At 68.0% G+C, this 24,632-nt stretch carries 22 protein-coding genes, 2 pseudogenes and 1 riboswitch; of the genes and pseudogenes, 19 read left to right on the top strand and 5 right to left on the bottom strand.

Annotation, left to right across the window (positions count from 1 at the left end; all coding sequences use genetic code 11):
• Positions 1–15: 15 nt before the first annotated feature.
• Genes larE through larC form a run of 3 tightly spaced genes read left to right on the top strand, consistent with a single transcriptional unit; the run spans position 16 to position 2,925 of the window.
• On the top strand, positions 16–867 hold the full coding sequence (gene larE / locus QME70_09185) for an ATP-dependent sacrificial sulfur transferase LarE (protein MDI6894763.1): 852 nt from the start codon (positions 16–18) through the stop codon (positions 865–867).
• Entirely contained in the window at positions 849–1,613 is a 765-nt protein-coding gene (gene larB / locus QME70_09190) for a nickel pincer cofactor biosynthesis protein LarB (protein ID MDI6894764.1), read from the top strand. Before larE ends, larB begins: the two co-directional genes overlap by 19 nt.
• A 10-nt stretch (positions 1,614–1,623) precedes the next feature.
• A complete protein-coding gene (larC, locus tag QME70_09195; GenBank protein ID MDI6894765.1) occupies positions 1,624–2,925 on the top strand; it encodes a nickel pincer cofactor biosynthesis protein LarC in 1,302 nt (433 codons plus the stop codon).
• Positions 2,926–3,038: 113 nt separating this feature from the next.
• Here larC and QME70_09200 read toward each other — a convergent pair whose 3' ends face one another.
• The 4 genes from QME70_09200 to QME70_09215 form a co-directional block, all read right to left on the bottom strand.
• A complete protein-coding gene (locus QME70_09200; GenBank protein ID MDI6894766.1) occupies positions 3,039–3,815 on the bottom strand; it encodes an anaerobic ribonucleoside-triphosphate reductase activating protein in 777 nt (258 codons plus the stop codon).
• Positions 3,812–5,917 (bottom strand): ribonucleoside triphosphate reductase, encoded by a 2,106-nt coding sequence (locus QME70_09205; protein ID MDI6894767.1) that lies wholly within the window; start codon positions 5,915–5,917, stop codon positions 3,812–3,814. Before QME70_09205 ends, QME70_09200 begins: the two co-directional genes overlap by 4 nt.
• A 569-nt stretch (positions 5,918–6,486) precedes the next feature.
• Positions 6,487–6,675, bottom strand: a riboswitch (cobalamin riboswitch).
• A gap of 424 nt (positions 6,676–7,099) precedes the next feature.
• Entirely contained in the window at positions 7,100–8,296 is a 1,197-nt protein-coding gene (locus tag QME70_09210; protein ID MDI6894768.1) for a (Fe-S)-binding protein, read from the bottom strand.
• Entirely contained in the window at positions 8,286–9,050 is a 765-nt protein-coding gene (locus QME70_09215; protein ID MDI6894769.1) for a hydrogenase iron-sulfur subunit, read from the bottom strand. Before QME70_09215 ends, QME70_09210 begins: the two co-directional genes overlap by 11 nt.
• On the opposite strand from QME70_09215, the gene QME70_09220 reads away from it, so the two are divergent.
• The 3 genes and pseudogenes from QME70_09220 (at position 8,956) to QME70_09230 (ending at position 10,591) form a co-directional block, all read left to right on the top strand.
• The gene (locus QME70_09220; GenBank protein MDI6894770.1) at positions 8,956–9,174 is read left to right on the top strand and encodes an NAD(P)H-dependent oxidoreductase subunit E; all 219 of its coding nucleotides are present in this window, start codon (positions 8,956–8,958) and stop codon (positions 9,172–9,174) included. The two genes, QME70_09215 and QME70_09220, sit on opposite strands and share 95 nt — an antisense overlap.
• Before the next feature lie 305 nt (positions 9,175–9,479).
• Positions 9,480–9,992, top strand: a pseudogene (locus QME70_09225) (NADH-quinone oxidoreductase subunit F).
• A gap of 131 nt (positions 9,993–10,123) precedes the next feature.
• Entirely contained in the window at positions 10,124–10,591 is a 468-nt protein-coding gene (locus QME70_09230; protein MDI6894771.1) for an SLBB domain-containing protein, read from the top strand.
• 728 nt (positions 10,592–11,319) lie between these two features.
• Here QME70_09230 and QME70_09235 read toward each other — a convergent pair.
• Positions 11,320–12,198 (bottom strand): MBL fold metallo-hydrolase, encoded by an 879-nt coding sequence (locus QME70_09235; protein ID MDI6894772.1) that lies wholly within the window; start codon positions 12,196–12,198, stop codon positions 11,320–11,322.
• A 276-nt stretch (positions 12,199–12,474) separates the two neighbouring features.
• Here QME70_09235 and QME70_09240 point away from each other — a divergent pair, with 276 nt between their 5' ends.
• From QME70_09240 to QME70_09300, 13 genes and pseudogenes are all read left to right on the top strand, one after another.
• On the top strand, positions 12,475–12,657 hold the full coding sequence (locus tag QME70_09240; protein MDI6894773.1) for a hypothetical protein: 183 nt from the start codon (positions 12,475–12,477) through the stop codon (positions 12,655–12,657).
• Between the two features lie 320 nt (positions 12,658–12,977).
• A pseudogene (locus tag QME70_09245) lies at positions 12,978–13,118 on the top strand (FmdE family protein).
• 312 nt (positions 13,119–13,430) lie between these two features.
• Entirely contained in the window at positions 13,431–14,255 is an 825-nt protein-coding gene (locus QME70_09250) for an FmdE family protein (protein MDI6894774.1), read from the top strand.
• Positions 14,256–14,616: 361 nt separating this feature from the next.
• A complete protein-coding gene (locus QME70_09255; protein ID MDI6894775.1) occupies positions 14,617–15,159 on the top strand; it encodes a NifB/NifX family molybdenum-iron cluster-binding protein in 543 nt (180 codons plus the stop codon).
• 31 nt (positions 15,160–15,190) lie between these two features.
• Positions 15,191–15,496 (top strand): NifB/NifX family molybdenum-iron cluster-binding protein, encoded by a 306-nt coding sequence (locus QME70_09260; protein MDI6894776.1) that lies wholly within the window; start codon positions 15,191–15,193, stop codon positions 15,494–15,496.
• 234 nt (positions 15,497–15,730) lie between these two features.
• Positions 15,731–17,365 (top strand): transposase, encoded by a 1,635-nt coding sequence (locus QME70_09265; GenBank protein MDI6894777.1) that lies wholly within the window; start codon positions 15,731–15,733, stop codon positions 17,363–17,365.
• A 133-nt stretch (positions 17,366–17,498) separates the two neighbouring features.
• Positions 17,499–17,804, top strand: coding sequence for a DUF5320 domain-containing protein (locus QME70_09270; protein ID MDI6894778.1), 306 nt, complete (start codon positions 17,499–17,501; stop codon positions 17,802–17,804).
• A gap of 311 nt (positions 17,805–18,115) precedes the next feature.
• Positions 18,116–19,111 carry an ATP-binding protein gene (locus tag QME70_09275; GenBank protein ID MDI6894779.1) on the top strand — a complete coding sequence of 332 codons (996 nt, stop codon included), beginning with the start codon at positions 18,116–18,118 and terminating at the stop codon, positions 19,109–19,111.
• Positions 19,072–19,971, top strand: a complete 900-nt coding sequence (locus tag QME70_09280; GenBank protein MDI6894780.1) for an ATP-binding protein — start codon at positions 19,072–19,074, stop codon at positions 19,969–19,971. Before QME70_09275 ends, QME70_09280 begins: the two co-directional genes overlap by 40 nt.
• Positions 19,972–20,403: 432 nt before the next feature.
• On the top strand, positions 20,404–21,327 hold the full coding sequence (locus QME70_09285) for a UbiA family prenyltransferase (GenBank protein ID MDI6894781.1): 924 nt from the start codon (positions 20,404–20,406) through the stop codon (positions 21,325–21,327).
• A gap of 115 nt (positions 21,328–21,442) precedes the next feature.
• Entirely contained in the window at positions 21,443–22,681 is a 1,239-nt protein-coding gene (locus QME70_09290; protein ID MDI6894782.1) for a M20 family metallopeptidase, read from the top strand.
• Between the two features lie 224 nt (positions 22,682–22,905).
• Positions 22,906–24,087 carry an amidohydrolase family protein gene (locus tag QME70_09295; GenBank protein MDI6894783.1) on the top strand — a complete coding sequence of 394 codons (1,182 nt, stop codon included), beginning with the start codon at positions 22,906–22,908 and terminating at the stop codon, positions 24,085–24,087.
• A complete protein-coding gene (locus QME70_09300; GenBank protein MDI6894784.1) occupies positions 24,062–24,577 on the top strand; it encodes an amidohydrolase family protein in 516 nt (171 codons plus the stop codon). Before QME70_09295 ends, QME70_09300 begins: the two co-directional genes overlap by 26 nt.
• Positions 24,578–24,632 lie beyond the last annotated feature (55 nt).

Raw genomic sequence — 24,632 nt, forward strand, 5'->3', positions numbered from 1 at the left:
GAGAAGGTCGCCCGTTTGCGGGGGATGCTGGGCCAGTTCCCCGGTGCGCTGGTTGCGTTCTCGGGGGGCGTGGACAGCACCTTCCTGCTGCACGAGTGCAGGCAGATACTGGGAGAGCATGTGCTGGCGGTCACCGCCAGTTCTCCCATCCATCCCGAGGAGGAAGTGGAGCGGGCCCGGCGGCTGGCGCAGGAAACGGGGGTAGCGCATCTGGTGCTGGCCACCTCGGAACTGGATCTGCCCGGTTTCTGCTCGAACCCTGCCGACCGCTGCTATTTATGCAAGCGGGCACTGCTCGGGCTCCTCTGGGAGGTGGCGAGGAGCAGGGGGATCCCGTGCGTGCTGGAGGGATCCAATGCCAGCGACCGCGCCGAATACCGGCCCGGGCTGCGGGCGGTGGCGGAGACGGGTGCGCGCAGTCCCCTCCAGGAGGCGGGGCTCACGAAGGGAGAGATTCGGGAGCTTTCCCGGCGGGCAGGACTGCCCACCTGGGATCTTCCTCCCATGGCTTGCCTGGCGACCCGGTTTCCCTATGGCACACCCATCACCCCCGCCGCCCTGGCGGCGGTGGCCGGGGCAGAACGTGCCCTGCGCGGGATGGGATTTGGCCTGGTGCGGGTCAGGTACCACGGCACGGTGGCGCGTATCGAGGTCCCGGGGGAAGAGATGGGCGTGTTGCTCGCGCGTCGCGACCAGGTGGTGCAGGCGGTGAAGGCGGCCGGATTTCCGTATGTGGCTTTAGACCTGCAAGGTTACCGTACTGGCAGCATGGACGAGGTGCTGGCTCGAGGTCAGCCCGGGTATCCCGGCGGCGAGGCATCTCATCGCCATGAGGAGGGTGGTGGCGCGTGGACCGGGCGGCGCTGAAGACCCTCCTTGAGCAGGTACGGTCGGGTGAGCGGGATGTGGAGCAGGCCCTGGCCGAGCTGGCCCTTCTCCCGTACGCGGACCTGGGCTATGCAAAACCGGATTATCACCGGGCCCTCCGCCTGGGTTTTCCTGAGGCGGTGTACTGCCCGGGTAAAACCCCGGAGCAGGTGGTGGAGATCCTGAAGGTTCTGGCCAGCCGGCACGAGGTGGTAATGGCCACCCGCGCCGACCAGGCGGTGTGGCAGGCGGTGCGGGCCTGGAACCCGGCCGCCCGGTATCATTCCGCGGCGCGCATCGTGGAAGTGCGCCCGGAGCACGCGGCGAAAGCACCGGGGGTGACGCCAGCCGGCTTCGTGGCGGTGGTGTCGGCGGGCACGGCCGACCTCCCGGTGGCGGAGGAAGCCGCAGTCACCCTGGAGATAGCGGGTGACCCGGTGGAGAGGGTGTACGACGTGGGAGTGGCGGGTTTGCATCGCCTTCTTGACCACCTTGCTCTCGTGCGGCGGGCGCGGGTGGTCGTGGTGGTGGCCGGGATGGAAGGTGCGCTGCCCAGCGTAGTGGCCGGCATGGTGGGCCGTCCGGTGATCGCTGTTCCCACCAGCACCGGTTACGGGGCGAGCTTCGGGGGACTGGCAGCTCTTTTGGCCATGCTCAACAGCTGCGCGCCAGGGGTGGCCGTGGTCAACATCGACAACGGCTTTGGGGCCGCGCAGATTGCCCATCTCATCAACTGCCAGCAATAGGGGGTGGCGGGTGGGGGATCACAGGGGTTCCGGCCGATTGGTGTTCGTCGACCCGGTCTCGGGGGTAAGCGGGGACATGTTGCTGGGTGCTCTGGTGGGCGCGGGTGTGGAGGTGGCCGATCTCAACGCCTCGCTGCGCATGTTGCCCGTGGATGGGGTGGAGCTGGTCGCGCACAGGGTCAGGAGGGGGGCCGTGGCCGCCACCAAGGTGGAGGTCCTGGGGGTGAGCCGGCAGCCCGTCGGGGATGGCCAGCATGGGGACGGCACCCACCGGGGCCTGGCCGAAGTGCTCGCCCTGCTGGAGTCAAGTTCCCTGGCTCCAGAGACGGTATCACGGGCGGTGGAGGTTTTCCGCGCGCTGGCCGAGGCGGAAGGTCGCATCCACGACCTTCCTCCAGACCGGGTGCACTTCCACGAGGTGGGTGCCCTGGACGCCATCGCCGACGTGGTGGGCGTGATCGAAGGGCTGCGCTTACTGGGAGCCGAACGGGTCCTGTGCGGGCCTCTCCCCCTGGGGGGTGGGCGGGTGGCGTGCGCACACGGCATCCTGCCCGTTCCCGCCCCTGCCACCCTGGACCTTTTGCGGGGGTTTCCCACCCGGGAGGCTCCCGGGGAAGGAGAGCTGGTCACGCCGACGGGGGCGGCACTCATGAGGGTGCTGGCGGAGCCGGCGCTGGTGTGGCCGCGCCTGGTTCCGGAGGTGGTCGGGTACGGGGCGGGCACCCGGGACCTGCCCTGGCCCAACGTCCTGCGCCTGGTGGTGGGCCGGGAGTGGAGGCCCGGTGGGTCGGCTGCTGGGGCCGGGCCGGGGCCGGCGGCTGGGTCGTGGGCGGCGGAGGTGGAGGCGGCCTGTGAGCTGGGCTCAGCCCTCGAAGAATCCTTCCTGCTGGAATGCAACGTCGATGACATGAACCCCCAGCTTTTCGAACACGTTCAGGAGAAGCTCTTTGGGGCGGGGGCCCTTGATGTGTTCCTGCAGGCGGTACAGATGAAAAAGCACAGGCCGGGCGTGCTGGTGTCGGTGATCTGCCCGGCCGAATGCCTGACCGCTGTGTTGGGCGTGCTCTTGCGCGAAACCACCACTCTGGGGGTGCGCGGGCACCGGGCGACGAGGTGGATGGCCGAGCGCCACATAAAGGAAGTGCCCACCCGATTCGGTACCCTGCGGGTGAAGTGCGCATACCTGGACGGCAAGCTGGTGAACGTGGCCCCCGAGTACGAGGACTGCAAGGCCGCAGCTGCCTCATCCGGGGTGCCCCTCAAGGTAGTCATGGCCGAGGCCATGAAGGCCGCGCTGCAACGGTGGCACTGAGCAGGCAGCCCCCGTCCACCCACGGGCGCTACGGGTGCTCATGCCGCGTTCCGGGGCTGCTAGCAGCGATAGCAGACAGCGCCTGAACCCCGTGATGGGCCAGACATGAGTTTCTAAAGGATGTGCTGCCTTACTTCGACCCGGGCCACCAGGTGGGCTATGCGGCGGGCGAGGCGCTCGAGGTGGGAGTGGGGGCAGGGGGGCGGTTTCTTCCAGCTTTGGTCCAGCGTTTTGCCGGGAGGCCAGTACTGCTGGAGTACGTACCTCTGCGGTCCCTGAAGCCATCTGGCCACCTCTTCCACGTCGTTTGCGGACACCAGGCCGGGTACGACCGTGGTTCTGAACTCGTGGTCGATTGCGCTCTGCTGCAGGAGACGGATGCTTTCTTCGATGGTGCCCGGGTCCACCCGGCTCCGGGTGACCCTTCGGTACTTGTCCGGGGGGGCCTTCACATCCATGGCGATGTAGTCCACCAGGCCGCGCTCCAGCAGACGCCTCAGCACGTCGGGGCGGGTGCCGTTGGTATCCAGCTTGGTTTTGAACCCCAGCGGTCTTACTCGGGCCAGAAACCCGGGCAGGCCGGGGTCCAGGGTGGGCTCGCCGCCGCTCACACATACGCCGTCTGTGAATCCCCGGCGGCTTTCCAGGAAGCGCAGCAGTTCTTCTTCCGGGATGCAGGGGAGGTCAGGGGAACCCAGGACCAGGTCGGGATTGTGGCAATACGGGCACCTGAGGTTGCAACCGGCCAGGAAGACGGTGGCGCACACCATGCCGGGAAAGTCGAGCAGGGTGAGCTTCTGCAGCCCCCGGGCAGAGATGGCAGTGGGCCCCCTTCCCCCGAGGTCGTTCTCCCCATCGCCGCCGGATGCCCTGGAGAAGCCGCCCGTCATACCGGAGTGGCCCCTGCCTGCTCCGGCAGGAGGAAGGCCCTTCGCGTGCGGAACTCCTCCTGCTTGCCGGGATTCCAGCTCTGCACGGGCCGGTAGTATCCCACCACCCGGCTCCACACTTCGGTCGCGCTCTGGCACCGGGGGCATGTGGGGTGTTCTCCTTTCAGGTAGCCGTGCCGGGGGCAAATGCTGAAGGTGGGAGTAACGGTCAGGTAGGGGATACGGAAGCGGCCCAGGACCCTTTGCAGGAAGGCCTTCAGGGCTTTGGTGTCCTCGACGCTCTCCCCCAGGAAAGCGTGGAAGACGGTTCCCCCGGTGTACCTGGTCTGCAGTTGTTCCTGCAGGGTGAGGGCTTCGAAGACGTCATCTGTGTACCCGGCCGGAAGGTGGGTGGAGTTGGTGTAGTAAGGTTCCTGGTCACCCGCGGTGACGATGTCCCGGTAGCGCAAGCGGTCAATCCGGGCCAGCCGGTAGGATGCTCCTTCGGCCGGGGTGGCCTCCAGGTTGAACATCTGGCCGGTTTCCTGCTGGAACCCCACCAGCACCTCCCGCATGAATTCCAGCACCTCGAGGGCGAATTGCTGGCCGGCCGGGGTGCCGATGTCCTCGCCCAGGAAGTTGAGCAGCGCCTCGTTCATCCCCACCAGGCCGATGGTGTTGAAGTGGTTGGCCCAGTGTTGTCCCAGGCACTCCTTCACCTGGCGCAGGTAGTGGCGGGAATACGGGTACAATCCACCCTCGCTGAACCTCTCCAGCACCTGGCGCTTGATGAGGAGACTGTCGCGGGCGAGAGCCATGAGTTCCCCCAGGCGTGTGAAAAACCCGTGGGGCGTCTTGGCCAGATAGCCGATGCGCGGCAGGTTGATGGTGACCACCCCTATGGAGCCGGTGAGGGGATTGGCGCCGAACAGCCCTCCGCCCCGGCGGCGCAGTTCCCGGTTGTCCAGGCGCAGGCGGCAGCACATGCTGCGCACGTCTTCCGGCTGCAGGTCGGAGTTGATGAAGTTGGCGAAGTATGGGATGCCGTAACGGGCGGTCATGGCGGCGATGCGGTCGGCCACCGGACTCTCCCAGTCGAAGCCGGGGGTGATGTTGTAGGTGGGGATGGGAAAGGTGAATATGCGGCCGCAGGCATCACCCTCCAGCATCACCTCGCAGAACGCGAGGTTGAGCATGTCCATCTCCCGCTGGAATTCGCCGTAAGGGGCTTTCTCCAGGCGCCCCCCCACTATGACCGGTTGCCCGGCCAGGTACGGGGGTACCGTCACATCCATGGTCAGGTTGACGAAAGGGGTCTGGAACCCCACCCGGGTGGGCACGTTCAGGTTGAAGATCGCCTCCTGGAGGGCCTGTTTGACTTCGTGATACCGGAGACCGTCGTAGCGGATGAAAGGCGCCAGGTAAGTATCGAAGTTGGCCAGGGCCTGGGCTCCTGCCGCCTCGCCCTGGAGGGTGTAGCAGAAGTTGACGGCCTGGCCCAGGGCGGTGCGGAAGTGCCTGGGAGGGGCGCTTTCCACCTTCTGCCCCACGCCGGCAAACCCGTGGAGCAGGATGTCGGCCAGGTCCCAGCCACAGCAGTAGGGGGCGAGGATGCCCAGGTCGTGGATATGGAGGGCTCCGTCCTGGTGGGCTTCCCGTACGCGAGGGGGGTAGATCTTCTCCAGCCAGTACCGGGCGGAAACGGCGGAGATGATGTGGTTGTTCAGTCCCTGCAGGGAATAGTTCATGTTGCTGTTTTCGCTCACGCGCCAGTCCAGCTGGTCCAGGTAGTCCTGCACCATCTTCTCGGCGTTCACGAGCAGGGCGCGGAAGTCCCGCAGTTCCTGGTGCTGCTGGCGATACAGGATGTAGGCCTTGGCGGTGCGGGCATGGCCGTTCTCGATGAGGACCTTTTCGACGATGTCCTGCACGTCCTCCACGGTGGGAAACCGGTCGGTGAACTGGTGGGCGACGATGGCCACCACCTGGTCGGCCAGGCGTTCGGCCAGGGCCCGATCCTGTCCTCCCACGGCCCGCGCCGCCTTGAAGATCGCGCTGGCGATCCTCTCCCGGTCGAAGTCGACCAGGCGCCCGTCGCGCTTCACGATCTGCTCCGGAGTCATTCCGGCACCCTCCTTTCTCGGTGTACGGTAAGGGGCTGCGGTCAGGTGAGTGCAGGAGATGTAACGGCCCTTTCCGGCCACGCAGTCGACCAGACCCTGCTGCTGCGCCGCGGCCAGCGCCTGGCGTACGGTGGTACGGCTGATGCCGAACCGCCTGCACATTTCACGTTCCGACGGGAGACGCTGGCCCGGACGGAGTTCGCCGCTGTCCACCCATGCGGTGATCAGTTGGGAGAGCTGGGCGTGCAGCGGGACCGGCCGATCATGATTCACCGGGGGTCCTGGTGGCGCTGTCGTTGCCGAGGCCCCGAGGGGCCCCGGATTCCCGCTTTCCGGGTGGCATGGGTCCATATGTGGCGATCGCCTCCATGTCTCGGGCATAGAGCCAGCCGGTAACTACCCCGGTCCTCAAGCAGGCCATTCGGCTTTGCCCCACGAGATCGGAGCCTGGCCCGGCCCTGTGCCCCGGTTAAGGGGTTACGAGTATGAAAGAAGCCTCGACCGAGGTGGATCGAGGCCGGTTCGCTCGCCTATGAGCATCACGCGCTGCCCCCTTTCGACCGAAGGTGCAGGCTTCTTCACGGGCGGGCAGGTTTCCTGACTCATGGGTCACTGCCTTCCCCGGCCTTCCCGGGCCACATGGGCCCAGTGGCATCCTTCGGGGTCGGCTACCCATTCACAGTGGCGGGACCGTCCAGGATTCGCACCTGGTTCCCTTTTGACCCCCGCGTGGGGGCACCCGCGCGCGATCTGCGGTTGTCAGCGGTATTCTACCACCGCCGTGAGGAAGGGACAAGCCTGCGCGCGGCCCATGCGTACAGCTCGGCAGGGGCAGCGTTGGGGCAAGTCCGGGCAGGGATCTCTGGGGAAGATGCCGGGGAGCCGGTTCCCGGAAAACGGTCAGGATGTCTTTTTGACGAAGATGCGGGAGGCATCTTCAGGCTGGAGCTCAGCCGGGAACCCTGCACGGTGACCTCTACGGTCCCGTCGAGGCCACTTGAGCCCTCCACATTGACCCTCGCTCCGGGGTGAAGCCCCAGCGCCACCATACGCAGCCACAGGGACCGCGGGCCGCCGAAGCGCCTCACCCTGACCTGGCTTCCGGCCGGCACTTCGGTGAGCACCGGGTATCGCCTGTCCATCCTTTGCACCGCCTTTCTCTTGGCCGGACGAGCCGCTGCTTCACAGGAGCAGGGCCTCTGCCACCAGTTCGCACACGTTCAGCACCCGGACCCCCAGGCGATAGTGGCGGTTGAGTTCGTCCAGCTGGTCCACGCAGGTGTGGCAGGAAGTTGCTACGATGCGGGCACCCGTGCGCTGGATTTGCCGTGCCTTGACCTCCCCCTTGGCCAGGCGGTCATGGGCGAGGGGAGTGACCGCCCGCACCCCACCGCCACCGCCGCAGCAGTAGTTCAGGACGCCGCGGGGTTCCATCTCGATGAAGCGCTCGACCGCGTTCCTCAAGGCCAGGCGCGGTTCTTCCACTATTCCCTCGCGGCGGGCCATGTTGCAGGGATCGTGGTAGGTTACGGGCAGGGGATTGCGCCTGGAGTCGAGGTGCAGGCGCCCCTCGCGGATGTACCCGGCCACCAGCTCGATGATGCTGGCGGCAGGTACCCGTCTGCCCAGCCAGCGCGGAGCCCCCCAGCGAAAAGCCCGGTAGGCGTGACCGCATTCAGGGAAGGCGACCACCTGGGCGCCTAGGGCATCGGCCTCCTGAGCCAGACGGCGGGCCAGTTCGCCCGCGCTGAGGTCGTCGCCCGTGTAAAGGGCGTAGTTGGTGCAGTCCCAGTGGCGGCTTGAAACCGTCCAGCTCTCGCCCGCAGCATGCAGTATCTTGACCACGGCCGAGATGGTCAGGGGATAGAACTTGGGTTCCCTGGGGTTGAAGGTGTACAGGATGCGGGCTCCCTTCTGGTCGATGGGGATACGGATCGAATCATCGCCCAGTTCGGCGCGTAAGTCCTCTTCCACCCAGGCCAGGGTCTCCAGGAACTCGTCCTCAGTGACCGCCATGTTGTTGCCGCTTTCCATGGAGACGTCCACCACGTGCTGGAGGGTGGGCGGCACCACCCCTTCTTCCACGGCGCAGGTGCGGACGGTGCGGGCGAGAAGGCCCACATCGATGCCGTTGGGACAGGCCGCGCTGCACCGACCGCACATGGTGCACACCCAGAGGGCAGGGGAACCCAGGAGTTCGCGCCAGCGCCCCATCTGGAGCATGCGGATGAGGCGGCGGGGGTCAGTGCCGGTGGCAATGTTCACTGTCGGACAGCCGGCCGTGCAGGTTCCACACGCCCAGCACGCCCACAGGTCGGCCTGGGCCTCGACCTGCCCGGGTTGCAGGCTCTCGGGGATGGTGAGAACGTCATTGCCCACCTGCACATACCCTCGCTTCGGCGGCGGAACTCATGGCCGCCAGGGTTTCTACCAGAAGGGAGGCCCGGTCGGGCGTGAGTCCCATTACCGACACGGTGACCTCCTCTGTTCCCAACTGCGCCAGGATAGCCCTGACCCGTTCTACCCGCTTGCGGGCACGCTCGGGCCCGGCCCCGTAGTGACACTGGCCCTCGCGGCATCCCGCCAGGATGATGCCACGCGCCCCCAGGCTGACGGCCTTGAGGATGAGGGATTCATCCACGCTGCCCACGCAGGGCACGCCGATCACCCGGGTGCCCGGCGGGAAGAACAGCGATGAGCGCTCGACTGCGGTAGAACCGCAATGACTGCAGGCGAAAACGACCAGCTCGGATCCCGCGGGCTCAACGGCCTCGGCCCTGCCCGTGCCCGGGGCAAGCGCTGCTTGGACTTCGGCGGCCAGCTCGCCGAGACCGGGCCAGGAGAGGACGATGGCCCCGGCCGGGCACTCGGCCGCGCATATGCCGCAGCCCTGGCAGGAAGAGGAGTCTATGCGGGGCTTGCCGCCCTCGAGCAGGATGGCGCCTGCGGAACAGAGCCGCAGGCAGGTCAGGCAGGCCGAGCAGGCACCTGCGATGCTGGCGACCCGGGCAGCGGGAGGTCTATCAGGGGGTGCCCGTATGCCCGGTCGGCGAGGTCCTGGAGCTGCCGACGCAACTGGGGGGCTCGACTTCCGCTTCCACCTGGAACCGGTGCGCTGCCTGGGTTGTTGCAGCCTGGCGCCCGTGCTGCGGGTGGACGGCAGGACCTTCGGGCACACCAACCCCCGGGATGTGGCCCGCCTGCTCGCCGCGGCGGTCCCGGAGCCAACCTCCTGCGGGGCAGGTGAGGGGACATGATCCCCCTGCCCGCTCCGACGTCGCCTTCCTCTCCCGTCCTCCGGGAACTGCGGGAGCGGGGGCTGGCGCAGCTTCGCCCCCCGGTCCCACGGGTAACTGTGGGGCTGGCCAGTTGCGGCCTGGCTGCCGGCGCCGGAGAGACGTGGAACACCCTGCAAGACAGTCTCCGCGCCAGCGGTTTGGCGGCCCACCTGGAACCGGTCGGCTGCCTGGGATGGTGCCAGAAGGAGCCGCTCGTGGAGGTGCGGCTGCCCGGCCGCCCCGCCCTGGTGTTTGCCCGGGTCAACCAGGGGGTGGCCGGGCAAATGGCGGCCTGGCTGGCGGGGGGTGAGTTCCCCGTCGCCAACCTCCTCGGGCAGTACCCGGTCACCGATACCCCTCCTGAACCGGCCCGGTGGGACGGCGGGGAGATCCCTCTGCTCTGGGATCTCCCGTTCTACCGGGGCCAGCTCCGCTGGGTGACACGCAACTCGGGCGTGATCAATCCCGGGGACCTGGGGGAATACGTGGCCCGCGGCGGCTACCTGGCCCTGGAGCGGGCCCTGGCCCGGGGGCCGGAATGGCTGCTCGACCAGGTGATCCACGCGGGCCTGCGGGGCCGGGGGGGCGCCGGCTTTCCCACCGGAGCCAAGTGGCAGGCGGCCCGCCGGGCCCCGGCAACCGAGAAGTACGTGATCGCCAACGGCGACGAAGGCGACCCCGGCGCCTACATGGACCGGGGCCTGCTGGAAGGAGACCCCTTTTCCGTGCTGGAGGGGATGACCATCGGAGCCCTGGCGGTGGGTGACTGCCACCAGGGCTTAGTCTACGTGCGGGCGGAGTACCCCCTGGCGGTGGAACGGCTGACCGCCGCCATCGCCGAGGCGAGAAAGGCGGGCTTCTGGGCAGTGACGTTCTGGGCTCGGGGCTGGCGTTCGACGTGGAGATCGTACGCGGGGCAGGCGCCTTCGTGTGCGGTGAGGAGACCGCTCTTCTGGCCTCGGTGGAAGGGAGAATGGGTGAGCCCTGTCCCCGGCCTCCTTTCCCCGCCGAGAAGGGCCTGTGGGGTTGCCCCACCGTCATCAACAACGTGGAGACATGGGCCAACGTGCCGCTCATCCTGGTGGCGGGCGCCGACCTCTACCGTGGGGCAGGCACGGAAGCAAGCCGGGGGACGAAGGTGTTTTCTCTGGTGGGAGACGTGACCAATACCGGCCTGGTCGAGGCGCCCATGGGGACCCCTCTGCGCCACGTGGTGGAGGTCATGGGAGGGGGGCTGTCGCGCGGGTCGCGCATCAAGGCGGTGCAGACGGGGGGTCCCTCAGTGTCTGCGGGCATGCCCCCAGGGTGCCATAATGGGGCAACCTCGCGGGGCGCACGACATCAACCAGGGGCGCTGTACCCGGTGCGGGGTCTGCCGGGATGCCTGTTCGTTTGAAGCCATTGTGGTGGAACCCCGCCCCACGCCTCCGGCAACCCAACCGGGTTTCCGAGAGGCCACAGCCCAGGCCGACCAGGAAAAGGTGAGCGGCCGTGAGTAGTCACATTATAGTGGATGGCCTGAGCCTCCCCGTGCGGCCCGGCGATACCATCCTGGCTGCCTGTCGGCGGGAGGGGGTGGAGATCCCTGCCTTCTGCCATCACCCCGGGCTGGAGCCATACGGGGCCTGCCGCCTGTGCGTGGTGGAGGTGACCACAGCCGGTGCCCGCCCGGAGGCTCCGGGGCGAGTGGTGGCTTCCTGCACCACCCCCGCACGGGGAGAGATGGTGGTGCACACGGTTTCCCCGCGCGTGATGCGCGTGCGGCGGGCCGTCATAGGATCTCTCCTGACCCGCCTTCCCACGGTTGAGGTCCTGCAGGAACTGGCCCACGATTTGGGTACGCCTGCGGGATCGGCGCCTGCGTGGAGGTTTGCCCCACGGGAGCAGTCGAGATGGTCATCGCCCGCGACCTTCCGGACCCGGACACCGGAGTTGCCGCAAGCCGTGCGCACCTGGCTGCCTGGCGGACCACCGTCTCCCTGGGTAGCTGTCGCGCCTGCGGCCGCCCCCTGTGGAGCAGCCGTATGGGTCGCACGGCCCCGGAGGGAATGGCCGACCTGTGCCCGGCGTGCCGCCGCAAAAGGCCCTCTCCCGCTCGCACCGGCTCAGCGGATGAAGCCGCCGTCAGAACTCGAAGCGGGCGCCGGTGGCCAGGGGCTGCCAGCGCTCCCCCAGGGCCTGCCGCAGCGCGAACTGGGCTTCGGTGCCCGTGCAGTGGCCGGCCACCACCTGCTGCGGCGCGAGGGCCAAGAGTTCCGACACGGTGTGCTCGATTCTCTGTGGTTTGGCCTCCACCAGGTGGAATCCGCCCAGCACGGCGCGGATGCGGTCCACGCCGGTGAGCTTGATGGCATGTTTGAGGATGTTGATGATCCCCGCGTGGCTGCAGCCGGTGATGACTACCAGTCCCTGCTCCTTCAGGTTGACCAGCAGGGAAACGTCGTCGGGCATGGGGTCGGGTACCAGACGGCCATCCTGAACGGTCCACACGGGGAAGCCCACGTCCTCGAAGTCGGTGACGCGGGCCACCTCCCCGGTGGTGGTCACCCCCTCCATGAGCGAGAGGGGATCGCGCGTGAGGATGAGGAGTGCTCCTGCCCGGGCGAGTTCGCCGGCGCTGTCTGCCGTTCCCATACCGACGTGGTACAACCGGGGCCGGACTACGAAGTTGGGCCGGAAGACGGCAGGATGGGCGACCACAGGGATGTCCCTCTTCCCCATGCGCCGGATGACCTCTGCCAGGCCCCCGGTGTGGTCGTAATGGCAGTGGGTGAGGACAATGGCGTGCACCGAGTCCGCCTGGATTCCCAGCCGGGACATGTTCTCCCCGAGGGTATCCGGTGCCTGCCCCACGTCCACCAGGAAGTTGTAAGCGTGCTTGCCCGAAGCCACTTCCACCCAGAGAGAAAGACCGTGCCTGGCGGCGACGTCGGAACGTGCCACCGAATTCTCCAAGAGGACGGTAACGCTCACCCGGTCTGCCTGCCCCAGTGCACCCAGCACCCTGCTCACCCCCCGTGGTTTGTCCCGTCCCACATCCTTTCGCCTCGCAACCCCCGTATCCTCTCAGGCGGTGGTCTCGCCAGCAGGTATCATTACTGAAAGGCATGCCTGGTCGGGGCCGAAGCGCTGCACGGCCAAGGTAGAACCGCGGAGTTCTGGCCGGGACCCCCGGCGGTAAGCGAATCTTGCGCGGAGGAGCCTGGCAGCCAGGGCTCGCATAGGGTCCGGCTTTCCGGGGAACAACAGTTCTGGGAGATCGTTGAAGGAGGGGGAACCTTGCCTCGGACGGATGACGTGCGTCCCGCGGAAATGACTCACAAAGAACTAGAGAGGCTCCAGCAGATAGAAAAGGAATTCAACCAGTTCCTGCTCACCCAGGGCAAGACCGATCCTGTGTATCTGGTGGCCTACAGCAGGCCCGCCGAGAGCGGTGCCGGAGGACCGGCCCGGGCCCGCTAGGACCGGGCGAGCCTTGTAACCAGGGCGGCCTTCCTTGGAAACCGGGAGGCTGGCTCACGTGGCCAGGCCGCGCGAGCGGCGGGCTCAGACGGTGAATCCACGCAGGCGGTGGGCCACCTCCGTCACGCGGCGGCCCAGGTACCTGGCCACGGCCGGGTTGCCCTCGTCGGGTTCGTTGGTCGCCCGCTTGGCCCTCCTGCTGTCTCAGGGCGGACGGCACCGGTGGCGGACGGCGTCGGGGCAGAAGGAAAAGGAGACAGGGGCGTCGAACCACAATCTCGTGCCACGACGTCATGGATCGTAACACGGGGGTGGAGTAGATGTGCCGGCAACCTACACCCTGGGAACGGGCGGTGGAGTTTCACGGTCACGAGTGTCCCGGTCTCGCTCTGGGGTTCAGGGCAGCCCAGGCCGGCCTGCGTGTACTGGGAGCAGAGCGGGTTGGGGACGAGGAGATCGTGGCCCGTCCACTCAGGCCAACCTGTTGCGCCTGCTGAGGGGATTCAGAGCAGCCACGGATTTGCCATGTTGCCTGGCAGGGGAGGGTGGTGGAGGAAGGGCGCCCCGAGCGCATTTTCGCTCCCCGGGAGGTGCCGGCGTGGACTTTGAGGTGAGGCCCATCGACGGGAGTCCCCTGGTGGACATCAAGCCTTACGTTCCGGACCTGGACTGCGTTCCCGCCGATGCCCCTGGGTGGTTCAGGAGGACGGCAGCCTCCGGACCGGCCCCGGCAGGGGCAGCTTCCTCCGCTCGAAACGGTGGAGGTCTCGGAGATGGATAGGGAGCATATCCTCCGGCTGGTGCAGAGCGGTGAGGTGGACCACATCGGGGCCCGGGTGGAGGTGGACTTCGACAACCGCCAGCAGGTGCCGCTGGGGTTCCGCTACCGCGGCCGTCACCACGAGGTGGTGGAGCTGATCCGGGCAGAACAGCCGTCCGCGCTGCACTACCACTACCTGGTGCGCACCACGACCGGCGTGTACGACCTGGTGCTGGTGCGGCAGCATCCGGGCCCGGGCCTGTCGCCTTCCGCCTGGTGGCTCGATTTCCGGGTGCGGGATGGCCAGGATGCGGGCGAGCCCGGTGGCCTCCCGGCGCGGTCACCGCAGGACGCGGGCTCCCTGGGACCCGGGCTGGCTCTGGTGAGAGGCGAGCTCCTGGGAGTGGTGGCCTTTCACGGCCACCTGTGTCCCGAACTGGCCCTCGGGTACCGGGCAGCGCTGATCGCCCGCGCCCGGCTGGACTTCGGCCGTCACGATCAGGGCCACCAGTCCGTGGTGATGCACAGCCCATCTTCGGCCGCCGACGCCATCCAGTATCTCACCGGCTGCACGGTGGGTAAGGGCACCCTGGTCCTGGACGATGCCGGATGCCAGGCGTTCTGCTTCGAGAACCGCAAGGGCAGGCTGCTGCTCAAGGTCGTGGCGGGGGTGCTGGACAAACCGCGAGAGTTGCGGGAGATAGAGGAAAAGATGGAGCAGGGCCGGGCTTCCCCCGAGCAACTTGCCTGTTACCAGGCGGAGGTGGACCGTCTGGTCAGGCGCATCCTGGAATCCCCCGACGACGCTCTGTTCGCCCACGTCCTGCTCACCAGCTAAGAGCCCGTCCGCTGATCGGACCGCGTGCCGGGCAGCTGCTTTCGCGTTCCATTGCTACGAGGAATCGTACTTCCGGGAGCGCCGCGACTGCTGACCATTGCGGTGGTCGGCCACTTGCCGCTGCTGCCTGTTCTGCCAGTGCCGCCTGTTCTGCCGCTGAGTGCCGCCGTGCCGCTGGTCAAGAAGGCGGGACGATTATTGACATACGGTCATTATGGGGGTATACTACGTAACGGGCATACGTCCTGAACGGGGGTGATCGGATGCCTGGCGTGCCCTCCCCATCTGCCAGCGGCGGGGCCGTGGTGCCCCTGCTCTCATCCCTGCTTCCGGTATCGGGAAAGGAGTGAGTGCATTGAAGATGGCGGTGGCGGCGCAGGGCCAGGACCTGGATTCTCCGGTGGAAATGCGCTTCGGACGGGCCCCCTTTTTCGTGCTGGTGGACGCGGAGAGTCTGGAGTCGGAGGCCATCCCCAACCCGGCCATCAGCTCGGCGGGCGGAGCGGGGATACAGGTGGCCCAGCTTCTCGCCCGTAGCGGCGTGGGGGCGGTGGCGGCGGGTAACGTGGGTCCCAACGCCATGAGTGCCCTGTGCGCCGCCGGCGTACGAGTCTATGCCGCCAGCGGGGCGACGGTCCGGGAAACGGTGCAGGCTTTCCTGCGCGGGGAGCTGGTCCCTCTCGATGAGGCCACCGTGGCCGGTCACTTCGGCACCGCCTGGTCAACGGCACCCGGTGCACCAGCGGGCGCAGGCCCGGGCGGCCCGGGCCTGGCCGGGCGCGGCGGTGGTGGGATGGGCCGCGGGGGCAGCGTGGGAGCTGGTGGTGGCATGGGCCGGGGCATGGGGGGCAGAGGAGGTATGGGTCGCGGGCGCGGTGGCGGCCGCGCCGGTGGCCGGGGCTGATGTACGGGACAGAAAGGGGGGGAATCGCCGAGTGAGGATTGCGGTGGCATCGGAAGGCGGTATGGTGGCTCGGCACTTCGGTCGCTGTCCCGAGTATACGATCTTCGAGGTACGGGACGGGACGGTGACGGGCAGGACGGTAGTCCCCAACCCCGGGCACCAGCCCGGCTTCCTGCCCGTGTATCTGGGCGATATGGGGGTCTCGTGCATCATCGCGGGGGGCATGGGTCCCCGCGCTCAGGGTCTGTTCGAGCAGCAGGGTTGTCAGCAGCAGGGGGATACCCAGCAAGCTATGCCGTTTCCCAGCAATACTTGCAGCCGGCGGATGAAGGAGTGAGTCAAAGTACCGGTCACCGACCATTTCGAGGGGCAGGGAGCCATCCCTGGGGTGCTGGGCCTCAGCCGGTTGGGCGGGCAGGAGTTTCATGAACGGGGAGACCAGGCGGCGTGCGGTGATCGCGGGGCGGGAATCCGGGTCAGCGAACGGGTGTTGACATGTGCCTTCGCTCCGTGATATGATGTCCTCGCGAACATACGTGTGAGGATCGGTCTGCCGGGTGGGCCCGTGGCCGTGGGGGAATGGCATTGGAGTGTGGTGGCGGTGAAGGTGACATTCGAGGCCAAGATCAAGGATGCGTCTCTGTATCCTCTCTTTGAGTCCTTCGCCGCCCTGTTTGGCTGTGTGGAACGGGCACTGTTCCGCGACCGCTACGTGCGGGGCGAGCCCCTCCGTGACTGCAAGCGCCGCTACCTGGGCACGTTCGGCATCACCGCCCGCATGTTCAACGCCGTTGCCTTCGTGCTGGAGGGCAAGGTGAAGGCGGCCCGAGAAGCCCGGGGGCGGCACCTGCGCGCGCTGAGGAACCAGATCCGCGCCCTGGGACGCTCCCTGGCCGAACTGAAGGACCGCCTGGGCCGCGCCGAGGCACGGGGGTCGAAGTGGCGGCTCAGGTTCCAGATCCACCAGAAGAAGCGGCGCCTTGCCTGCCTCAAGGCGAGGCTTGCGCAATTGGAGGCAGGTCTTGACCGCGCGGTACCGCCCCTCTGCTTTGGCTCGGGGCGGCTCTTCCGGGCCCAGTTCCACCTGGGGGAGAACGGCTACTCCTCGCACGAGGAGTGGCTGGAAAGGTGGTGCTCTGCCCGCTCCTCCGGGTTCCTCTGCCTGGGCTCCCGGGACGAGACCTCCGGCAACCAGACCTGCACCCTGTTTCCCGACGGCTCTATCAGGCTGAGGGTACCGGACTGCCTGGCGCCGAGCTTCGGCCGCTGGGTGATGATCGGGGATGTTCGCTTCCGGCGGGGTGAGGAGGCACTGCGGTATGCCATCTCCGCGGGCCAGGCGATCAGCTACCGTTTCTTCCGCAGGGAGAAGAAAGGTAAGGTGGTGTGGTACCTCGGGGCCACCGTGGAGCAGGCTCCTTCTCCGCTGGTGACCGACCCCGCCCTTGGGGCCCTGGGGGTGGATCTCAACCCCCATCTGCTGGCCGTGGCGCAGGTGGACCGGTACGGCAACCCGGTGGCCTGGCGCCACCTTCCCCTCCTCCTTCACGGTCGCAGGCGCGAGCAGGTTACCGCTGCCCTAGGTGATGCCGTGGCGGAGGTGGTGGCCTGGGCCAGGGCAGAAGGCATACCCATCGTGGTGGAGGAACTGGACTTTGAGAAGAAGAAGGCAGAACTCCGGGAGAGAAACCCCCGCTACGCCCGTCTGCTCTCTGCCTTCTCGTACCGCAAGTTCTGGGTGATGCTCAATTCCCGGGCGGCCCGGGAGGGTGTGGGGGTGATGGCGAGGGACCCTGCCCTCACCAGTGTGATTGGGGAAGCGAAGTTCGGCTCCGGGTACGGGCTATCGCCCCATGCAGCGGGGGCGGTTGCGATAGCGCGGCGGGGCTTGCGGTTTGGGGAGCGGCTCCGGTCCAGGTCCGCCCTCGTGCTACCTGTAAGGAATCGCACGAGGCACGTCTGGTCAGACTGGAGGCGTTTATCCCAGGGGCTGCGTGCCCGAGGGGCACGTGGTCGGCGTCTCTCCGAGAGAGATCGGGGCAGGGGGCTACCCCTATCCCGGGTGGCACGGGCGGCCATGCCGCACGGCCCACCCGGTGATGGTCTATCCCCGGTCCCGGGGTGGGAATCCCCGGCGCAAACCGTCGGGAAAGCTGTTCGCCCGGCGTGCTTAACGGTATTGCCAGGAAACTGCAAGTATCATTGAGTTTTCAGGAACGGTATCAGGACCGTAGTGGGGGTGGAGGGCCCCGTGGACGGGGCGGTGAGCGCTTTCCTGCGCGGAGACCTGGTGCCCGGCGAGAGTTTCTGTGACCACCCTCATGGAGGAGGTGAGTGCGATGCCGTGGGGTGATCGGACCGGTCCCCTCGGGCTCGGTCCCATGACGGGCAGGGCGGCGGGGTTCTGTGCCGGGTTCCCCGTGCCCGGGTTCGCCAATCCCATTTCGGGATTGGGGTGGGGCCGGGGGCGGGCGCGGCGCCCGTGGGCGGGCTACCCCGTGTCCCCGGGACCATACGCATGGGGGTATCCCGACTACGGGCCCGCGTACGACGAGAAGAGGACCCTGAGGGCGTGGGGTGCGACCCTGCGCAGGCGGCTGGAAGCCGTGGAGAAGAGGCTGGCCGAGCTCGAGAAGGGCAGGTGAGGAGACGTGCCGAGAGGCAGGTTCTGGTTCGGACCCGGGTTCTGGAAGGGCGGACCCGGCCCCTGGGGGGGGAGGGCGCCGGTGGCGCTGGTGGGCGCGTCCGGGAGCCTGGCCCGGCATGGCGCTCCGGGAGGAACTGCGCCAGATCGAGGAACGCCTGCAGGAGCTGGAGAAACCCCAGGAGCGCGACAGCGACTGAGGGAAGGAATGGGGGCGGGGGCCGGGTCCGCAGGCGGCCCCCGCCCGGTGTGTGGCAGAGGAATGCGGCGAAGGAGCGACCGGAAGGACGGGGTGAGCCTGTGGTCATAGCGGTGGCGAGTGGCAAGGGGGGCACGGGGAAGACGACGGTGGCCGCCAACCTGGCCCTGGCCGCGAGCGTTCGCCTCCCCGTCCAGTTCCTGGACTGCGACGTGGAGGAGCCCAACGCTCACCTTCTCCTGAAGCCCGTCATCGCGGAAAGGGAGAGCGTGGAGATACCGGTTCCCCGCGTGGACGAGGCCAGGTGCACTCACTGCGGCAGCTGCGCGGATGTCTGCCCGCAGCATGCCATCGCCGTATTCCCCAACCGGGTGCTGGTCCTGGCGCAACTGTGCCACGGGTGCGGGGCGTGCAGGCTCCTGTGCCCCCAGGGGGCCATCAGCGAAGTGGGCCGCCCCGTCGGGGAGGTGGGGGTGGGTAACGCTGAGGGCGTGGCCCGTCCACGCGCAGGCGGTGCTGAACGGGGCAACGCTGGCGGTCTACCCGACCGGATCCCGCCGGGCGGGGAGGAAGGCGGGATGCCTGCCGGCCTTGCCTTCGCGCAGGGGCGCCTGAAGGTGGGCGAGGCCCTCGCGCCCCCGGTGGTCCGGGCGGTGAGGAAGAAGGCTGACCGCCGCCGGCTGGTCATCGTCGACGTGGCTCCCGGTACCTCCTGCCCGGTCGTGGAAGCCCTGAAGGGGGCGGATTTCTGCCTCCTGGTGACCGAGCCCACCCCGTTCGGGTTGCATGATCTGGAACTCATGGTGGAGGTCCTCGAGAAGCTGGGCCTGCCTGCGGCGGTCGTGATCAACCGGGCGGTCGTGGGTGATGCGGGAGTCCCGGCCTTCTGCCGCCGCCGGCGCCTCCCCATCCTGATGGAAATCGCTCAGGACAGGCGTATTGCCGAAAGTTACGCCCGGGGCATCCCCCTGGTGCAGGCGGATCCGGAATGGACCGATCGCTTCCTCGTCCTGCTGCGCCGCATCCAGGAGGTGGCCCCGGCAAGTGTGTCGCGGTGGGAGCGAGAGAGGTGTCGATCACGAGCGACAGGAGTGGGGCCGCCGCGGTGAAGGAAGTTGCGGTGATCAGCGGCAAGGGCGGCACGGGCAAGACCACGGTGGTAGCCGGTTTTGCCTCCCTTGCTGCCTGCAGTGGCCCTGTCGTGCTGGCGGACTGTGACGTCGATGCCCCGGACCTGCACCTTCTCCTCCACCCGGAGATCGGGGAAGCCCACGATTTCCGGGCCTCCCGCAACGCTTTCATTGACCGTGATAAATGCACGGGATGCGGCCTCTGCGAGACGCACTGCCGCTTTGATGCCATCGCCGGTGCGGTGGTCGATCCCCTGTCCTGTGAAGGGTGTGGTGTATGTTACTGGGTGTGCCCCGAACGCGCCATTACCATGGGGGAGCAGCTTTCGGGGCGCTGGTATGTATCGGAGACGCGTTACGGGCCCATGGTTCACGCCCGCCTGGAGCCGGGCGAGGAGAACTCCGGGCGCCTGGTGACCCTGGTGCGCAGGAGGGCGAGGGAGCTGGCCGGGGAGCGAGACGCAGGTGTGCTCATCACCGACGGCCCCCCTGGCATCGGTTGTCCGGTGATCTCCACGGTGACCGGGGCTGACCTGGCCCTGGTGGTCACCGAACCCACCCTCTCCGGGATGCACGACCTGGGCCGCGTTCTGGGAGTGTGTCGCCACTTCGGTGTTGCGGCCCTGGTGTGCATCAACCGCCACGACCTCTACCCGGAGGCGGCGGATGCCATCGACAGGGAGTGCCTGGCCCAGGGAATACCGGTGATCGGACGCATCCCTTACGACGCCGGGGTCACGGAAGCCATCGTCCGGGGCGTTCCCGTGGTGGAGTACGGGGACACCGAAGTCTCGCGCGCGATTGCGGGACTCTGGGACGAAGTGCTCGCCCGGCTGTAAAGGTTCCGGCGCGGGGTCACCCGTCGCCCTGCCGGTGGATGACGGCCGGCCTAGCCTTCCGAGCATAGCCCTCACCCGCTTCGCGGGGCCGGCCTGGGCACCGCCGTGCTCGCCACCGTACACCCGGTGGCTGGTCTCACGATCTTCCTCATGACCCTCAGCTTCGCCCTCAGGGAAGGCGGCGGTGTGCGGACTCGAAGGCGCTGGCGGCGCAGCGCTGCGCCAGGACCCACCCCCCTTTGTGTCGAAGGCAACATGGGGGGATTTCGTGGCCGCCGCCTCGCGGGGAGAATGGTATCTCCATGTTTCCCGGGCTGACCCCGGCGACGCGCCGGGCGCCTCCGGGTCGCCGCCGGGAGTGCCGCCTGCCACATCCGGGGTTGCACCCATCTCAAGGGGCATGAAGCCAGCAAAGGCAGGGGGGTTGGGAGGATGAACGGTGACGCCGCCGCCGTAGCGGGGCGGATCAGGCGGACAGGCCGGGCCGTGGCCATGGTGGAAACCACCAAGCTGCGCTCGGTGGCGTTGCTCACCCTTGTGGGACTCGCAGCGGGAATTTACGCGCTCTTTGCAGAAGTGCCCGGCACCACGCGCGCGGCCGCCTCCTGGCGGTTGCTCCTGGGGACGCTGGCGGTGCTGGCCGGCAGCATGGGGACTAACGCCATCACCGGTTATGTGGACCGGCGCATGGACGCCATCATGAGCCGCACCCGGCATCGCCCCGTCCCTTCCGGCCGGCTGGCACCGCGGGAGAGCCTTGGCCTCGGCCTGGCGCTGGTCGCGGCGGCGACGGGACTCACCTTGCTCACCAGGCACCCCTGGAGCACCTTCTGGCTCGTGTTCGGGGTCGTCGACGTAGCCCTCATCTATAATGGATGGTCCAAGCCCAGGACACCCTGGAACGTGGTCCTGGGGTCCCCGGGAGGTGGTGCCCCGGTGATGGTGGCCGCGTCGGCGGTGACCGGTGCGGCGGCCAGCGTGCCCTCCTTGCTCCTGGCCGCGCTGGTGGTGGCCTGGACCCCCATCCACGTCTGGAGCCTGACCATCCGCTATGTGGATGACTACCGCCGGGCGGAAGTTCCCATGCTTCCCGTGATCATCGGTGTCGAGAAGGCAGCCCGGTGCGTGGGCTGGTCTGCGCTGGTCCTGTGCGTTCTGGCCTCCGCGCTGTCGGGGGTGATGCGCTTCGGTCGCGGGGCCAGTCTGACCCTGGCCGTGTTGCAGGCCCCCATCCTGGTCATGAGCGTGCTGGTGACGCTCAGGCCCACAGCCGACCGGGCCTGGCTTCTGTTCAAGCTGAGCAGCCCGTACCTGGCCGCTCTGTTCCTGTTGGTGGCCGTCCTCCCCCTCCTTTGATCCCGTTGCGCTTGTCGGGCACCAGCACCATCTATGGGCGGGGCGGGGATTATGTTGCGCGGGTCTGCCGGCCGGAGAAGTCCCGGGGGGATGCCGGGGGATTGGAGGGGTGCAATTGGACGGGCGGCATGACAGAGAGGGCCTGGAGCACAAGGAGGTCCTGAAGGAGGAAGTCGATCGACTGGCTCCGGACCTGGAGGATCTATCTCTCTTCATCCATTCTCACCCGGAGTTGGGGCTGCGCGAAGAGCTGGCCAGGGGTCGACTGGCGGAATTCCTGGCCCGGGAGGGATTTGAGGTCGGCCCGGGGCCGCGGGACTTGCCCACCTCTTTCGTAGCCCGGTACAGCGTGGGGTCGGGGCGGCCCCAGGTGGCGTTCCTGGCGGAGTACGACGCCCTCCCCGGGTTGGGGCACGCCTGCGGCCACAACCTCATCGCCGCGGTGGCGGCGGGGGCCGCGTCCGCAGTGCGGCGAGCCCTGGAGCGGTTCGGGGTGGCGGGGACGGTGCTGGTGTTCGGTACCCCGGCGGAAGAGGGGGCGGTAGATGACGCGGGAGGCAAGGTGTACTTCGTCGACGCCGGTCTGTTCGCCGGGGTGGACGCTGCCCTGATGGCCCACCCGTCATCGCGAAACGCCCTGGGGGAGTCTTCCACGGGGCGGGTGGCCCTGGAGATTACCTTCCACGGGAAGGCTGCCCACGCCGCCGGTGCCCCCCACGAGGGAATCAATGCCCTGGATGCGGCCATCCTCACCTTCAACGGGTGGAATGCCCTGCGCCAGCACCTGAAAGAGGAGGTTCGCATCCACGGCATCATTGCCGAGGGCGGCGTGGCGCCCAACATCATCCCCGACCGCGCCCGCATCAGGATGTATGTGCGCGCCCGGGATCCTGCCTACCTGGAGGAGGTCGAGCGTCGCGTCCGGGAGTGTGCTCGCGGGGCGGCCCTGGCCACGGGAGCCCGGGTGGAGTTCCGCTACACCGCCCGCACCTACCAGAGCGTGCTGGTCAACCGTACGCTGGCGCGCCTTTACGGCCAGAACCTGGCGGAACTGGGGGTTTCCCTGGAGCCCCCGGAGCCCAGGAGTGGCGGAGGTTCCACCGACGCGGGGAACGTGAGCCGGGTGGTGCCTCTAATTCATCCCTACTTCGCCATCTGCCCCGCGGGCACACCCGGGCACAGCGTTGAGTTCGCCCGCGCCGCCGCCAGCAAGGAGGCCCATCGCGCCATGCTCACCACCGCCACGGCCCTGGCCATGACGGCGTGGGACCTCTTCGCCGACCCCGGGCTCGCGGAGGAGGCCCGCGCTGAACTGGGAGGTGAGAACCGGAGTGGCTCCGGGAGCAAAGCGTGAGCCGGACCGGGAGTGCGCTGCAACCAGAGGGGCGCGAACCTGATCATCAGAAGCGACTGCAGCCAGCAGGGCGCGAACGTTATCAGGCAGGCTGCAGCCAGCCGTTCGTGAACCTGACCGGGAGTGATTGCGACCAACGGGCAGATGACGAAGCGAGGGAAGTGTTGGGTGAGGGCGCACCGGCCTCCCGACAACCTGGGGAGGGGGTTCGGTTCTTGGAAGATGTGGTCATTTACAATGCGAGAGTGGTCGACGGCACCGGACAGCCGTGGTTCACGGGATGGGTGGCGGTGCGGGGGGATCGCATAAGCGGGATGGGCAGGGGGCCGGCACCTCGGGCGCATCGCACCGTCGATGCGGGGGGGCTGGCCCTCTCCCCCGGGTTCATCGACATCCACACCCACACCGACGGGACCATCCTCCTCTATCCGGAGGCGGAGAGTGCCCTGCTGCAGGGGGTGACCACCCATGTGGGAGGCAACTGCGGTAGCTCCCTGGCCCCGGTGCCTGCCTGGGCGCGGGAGCGTATGCTGCCCAGATGGGAAGCGCTTGGTTTCCTGGTGCAGGTGAGTGACCGGAGGGCGGACCCCGACCTGGCCCGGCGGCTTGCCCCCTACTTCACCGAGCAGGGACCGGCGTGGGAGACCGTGGGCCAGTTCCTGGATCTGGTGGGGCAGGCCCGTCCCGGCATAAACTTCGGGATGCTGGTTGGGCATGGCACGGTGCGCCTGGCCGTGGTGGGAGAGGAAGCACGGCCCCCCGCAGCGCAGGAACTGGCCGGGATGGAGAGCCTGGTCGCGCAGGCCGTGGACGAAGGTGCCCTGGGGATGTCCACCGGGCTCATCTATGCACCTGGCATCCACGCCGGAACCGATGAAATCGTCCAGCTGGCCAGAGCGGTGGCGTCGCGGGGCGGGATCTACACCAGCCACATCCGGGGGGAGGGCGAGACGCTGGAGGTGGCGGTCTCCGAGGCCATGCAGGTGGGCAGGGAGGCGGGTGTTCCCGTGCAGATATCCCACCACAAGGCCACCGGCGAGCACAACTGGGGCAAGGTGCGGGGGACGCTGGAGATGGTGGACCGGGCCCGGGCCGAAGGGGTGGACGTAACCCTGGATCAGTATCCCTATACCGCCACCAGCACCGGCCTCACCGCCTTTCTGCCCCCGTGGGCGCACGAGGGAGGAGTGCCGGCCCTGCTGGGCCGGCTGGCGGATAGCGGCGTGCGGCAGCGACTGGAACGCGACATGCGGGAGGGTCTGCCCGGATGGACCAGCCCCTGGCGCGGGGTGGGCTTCGAACGGGTGCTCCTGGTGAGCGTGCGCGGGCAGCCCGAACTGAACGGGCTCACCATTGCGCGAGGTGGCCCGCCGGCGGGGTGTGGGCGACTTCCAGACCGCCTTTGACCTCCTGCTGGAAGCGGAGGGGGCGGTGCAGATCACCCGGCATGCCCTGTCCGAAGATGACGTCCGCCTGGTGATGCGACATCCCTGGGTGATGGTGGCTTCCGACGGGCGGGCGGGCGTGCTGGCGGGAGGCAGGGAACACCCCCATCCGCGTTCCTTCGGCACCTTCCCGCGCGTGCTGGGCTACTACTGCCGCGAGCAGCACGTGCTGGGGCTGGAGGAGGCGGTGCGCAAGATGACCGCCCTGCCCGCGTGGCGGCTGGGGTGGTGGGACCGCGGCATCATCCGGCCCGGCGCCGCTGCGGACCTCACCCTGTTTGACCCGGCCACGGTAGCCGATACCGCCACTTTCGCGGACCCGCGCCAGGCTCCGCGGGGAATTCGGCTGGTGCTGGTCAACGGCCAGGTGGCCGTGGAGGATGGCAAACTCACCGGGGTGCGGGCGGGCCGCTGCCTGCGCCGACCGCCTAGCAGTTTTCAGCTAGGCTGAAGGAACGGCCGGCTATTCATCGAATATTAGAAGTTATCCTGTGAGAAGGGGGAAC

It is taken from the genome of Bacillota bacterium (assembly GCA_030019365.1).
Lineage (GTDB): Bacteria > Bacillota > Sulfobacillia > JACIYH01 > JACIYH01 > JACIYH01.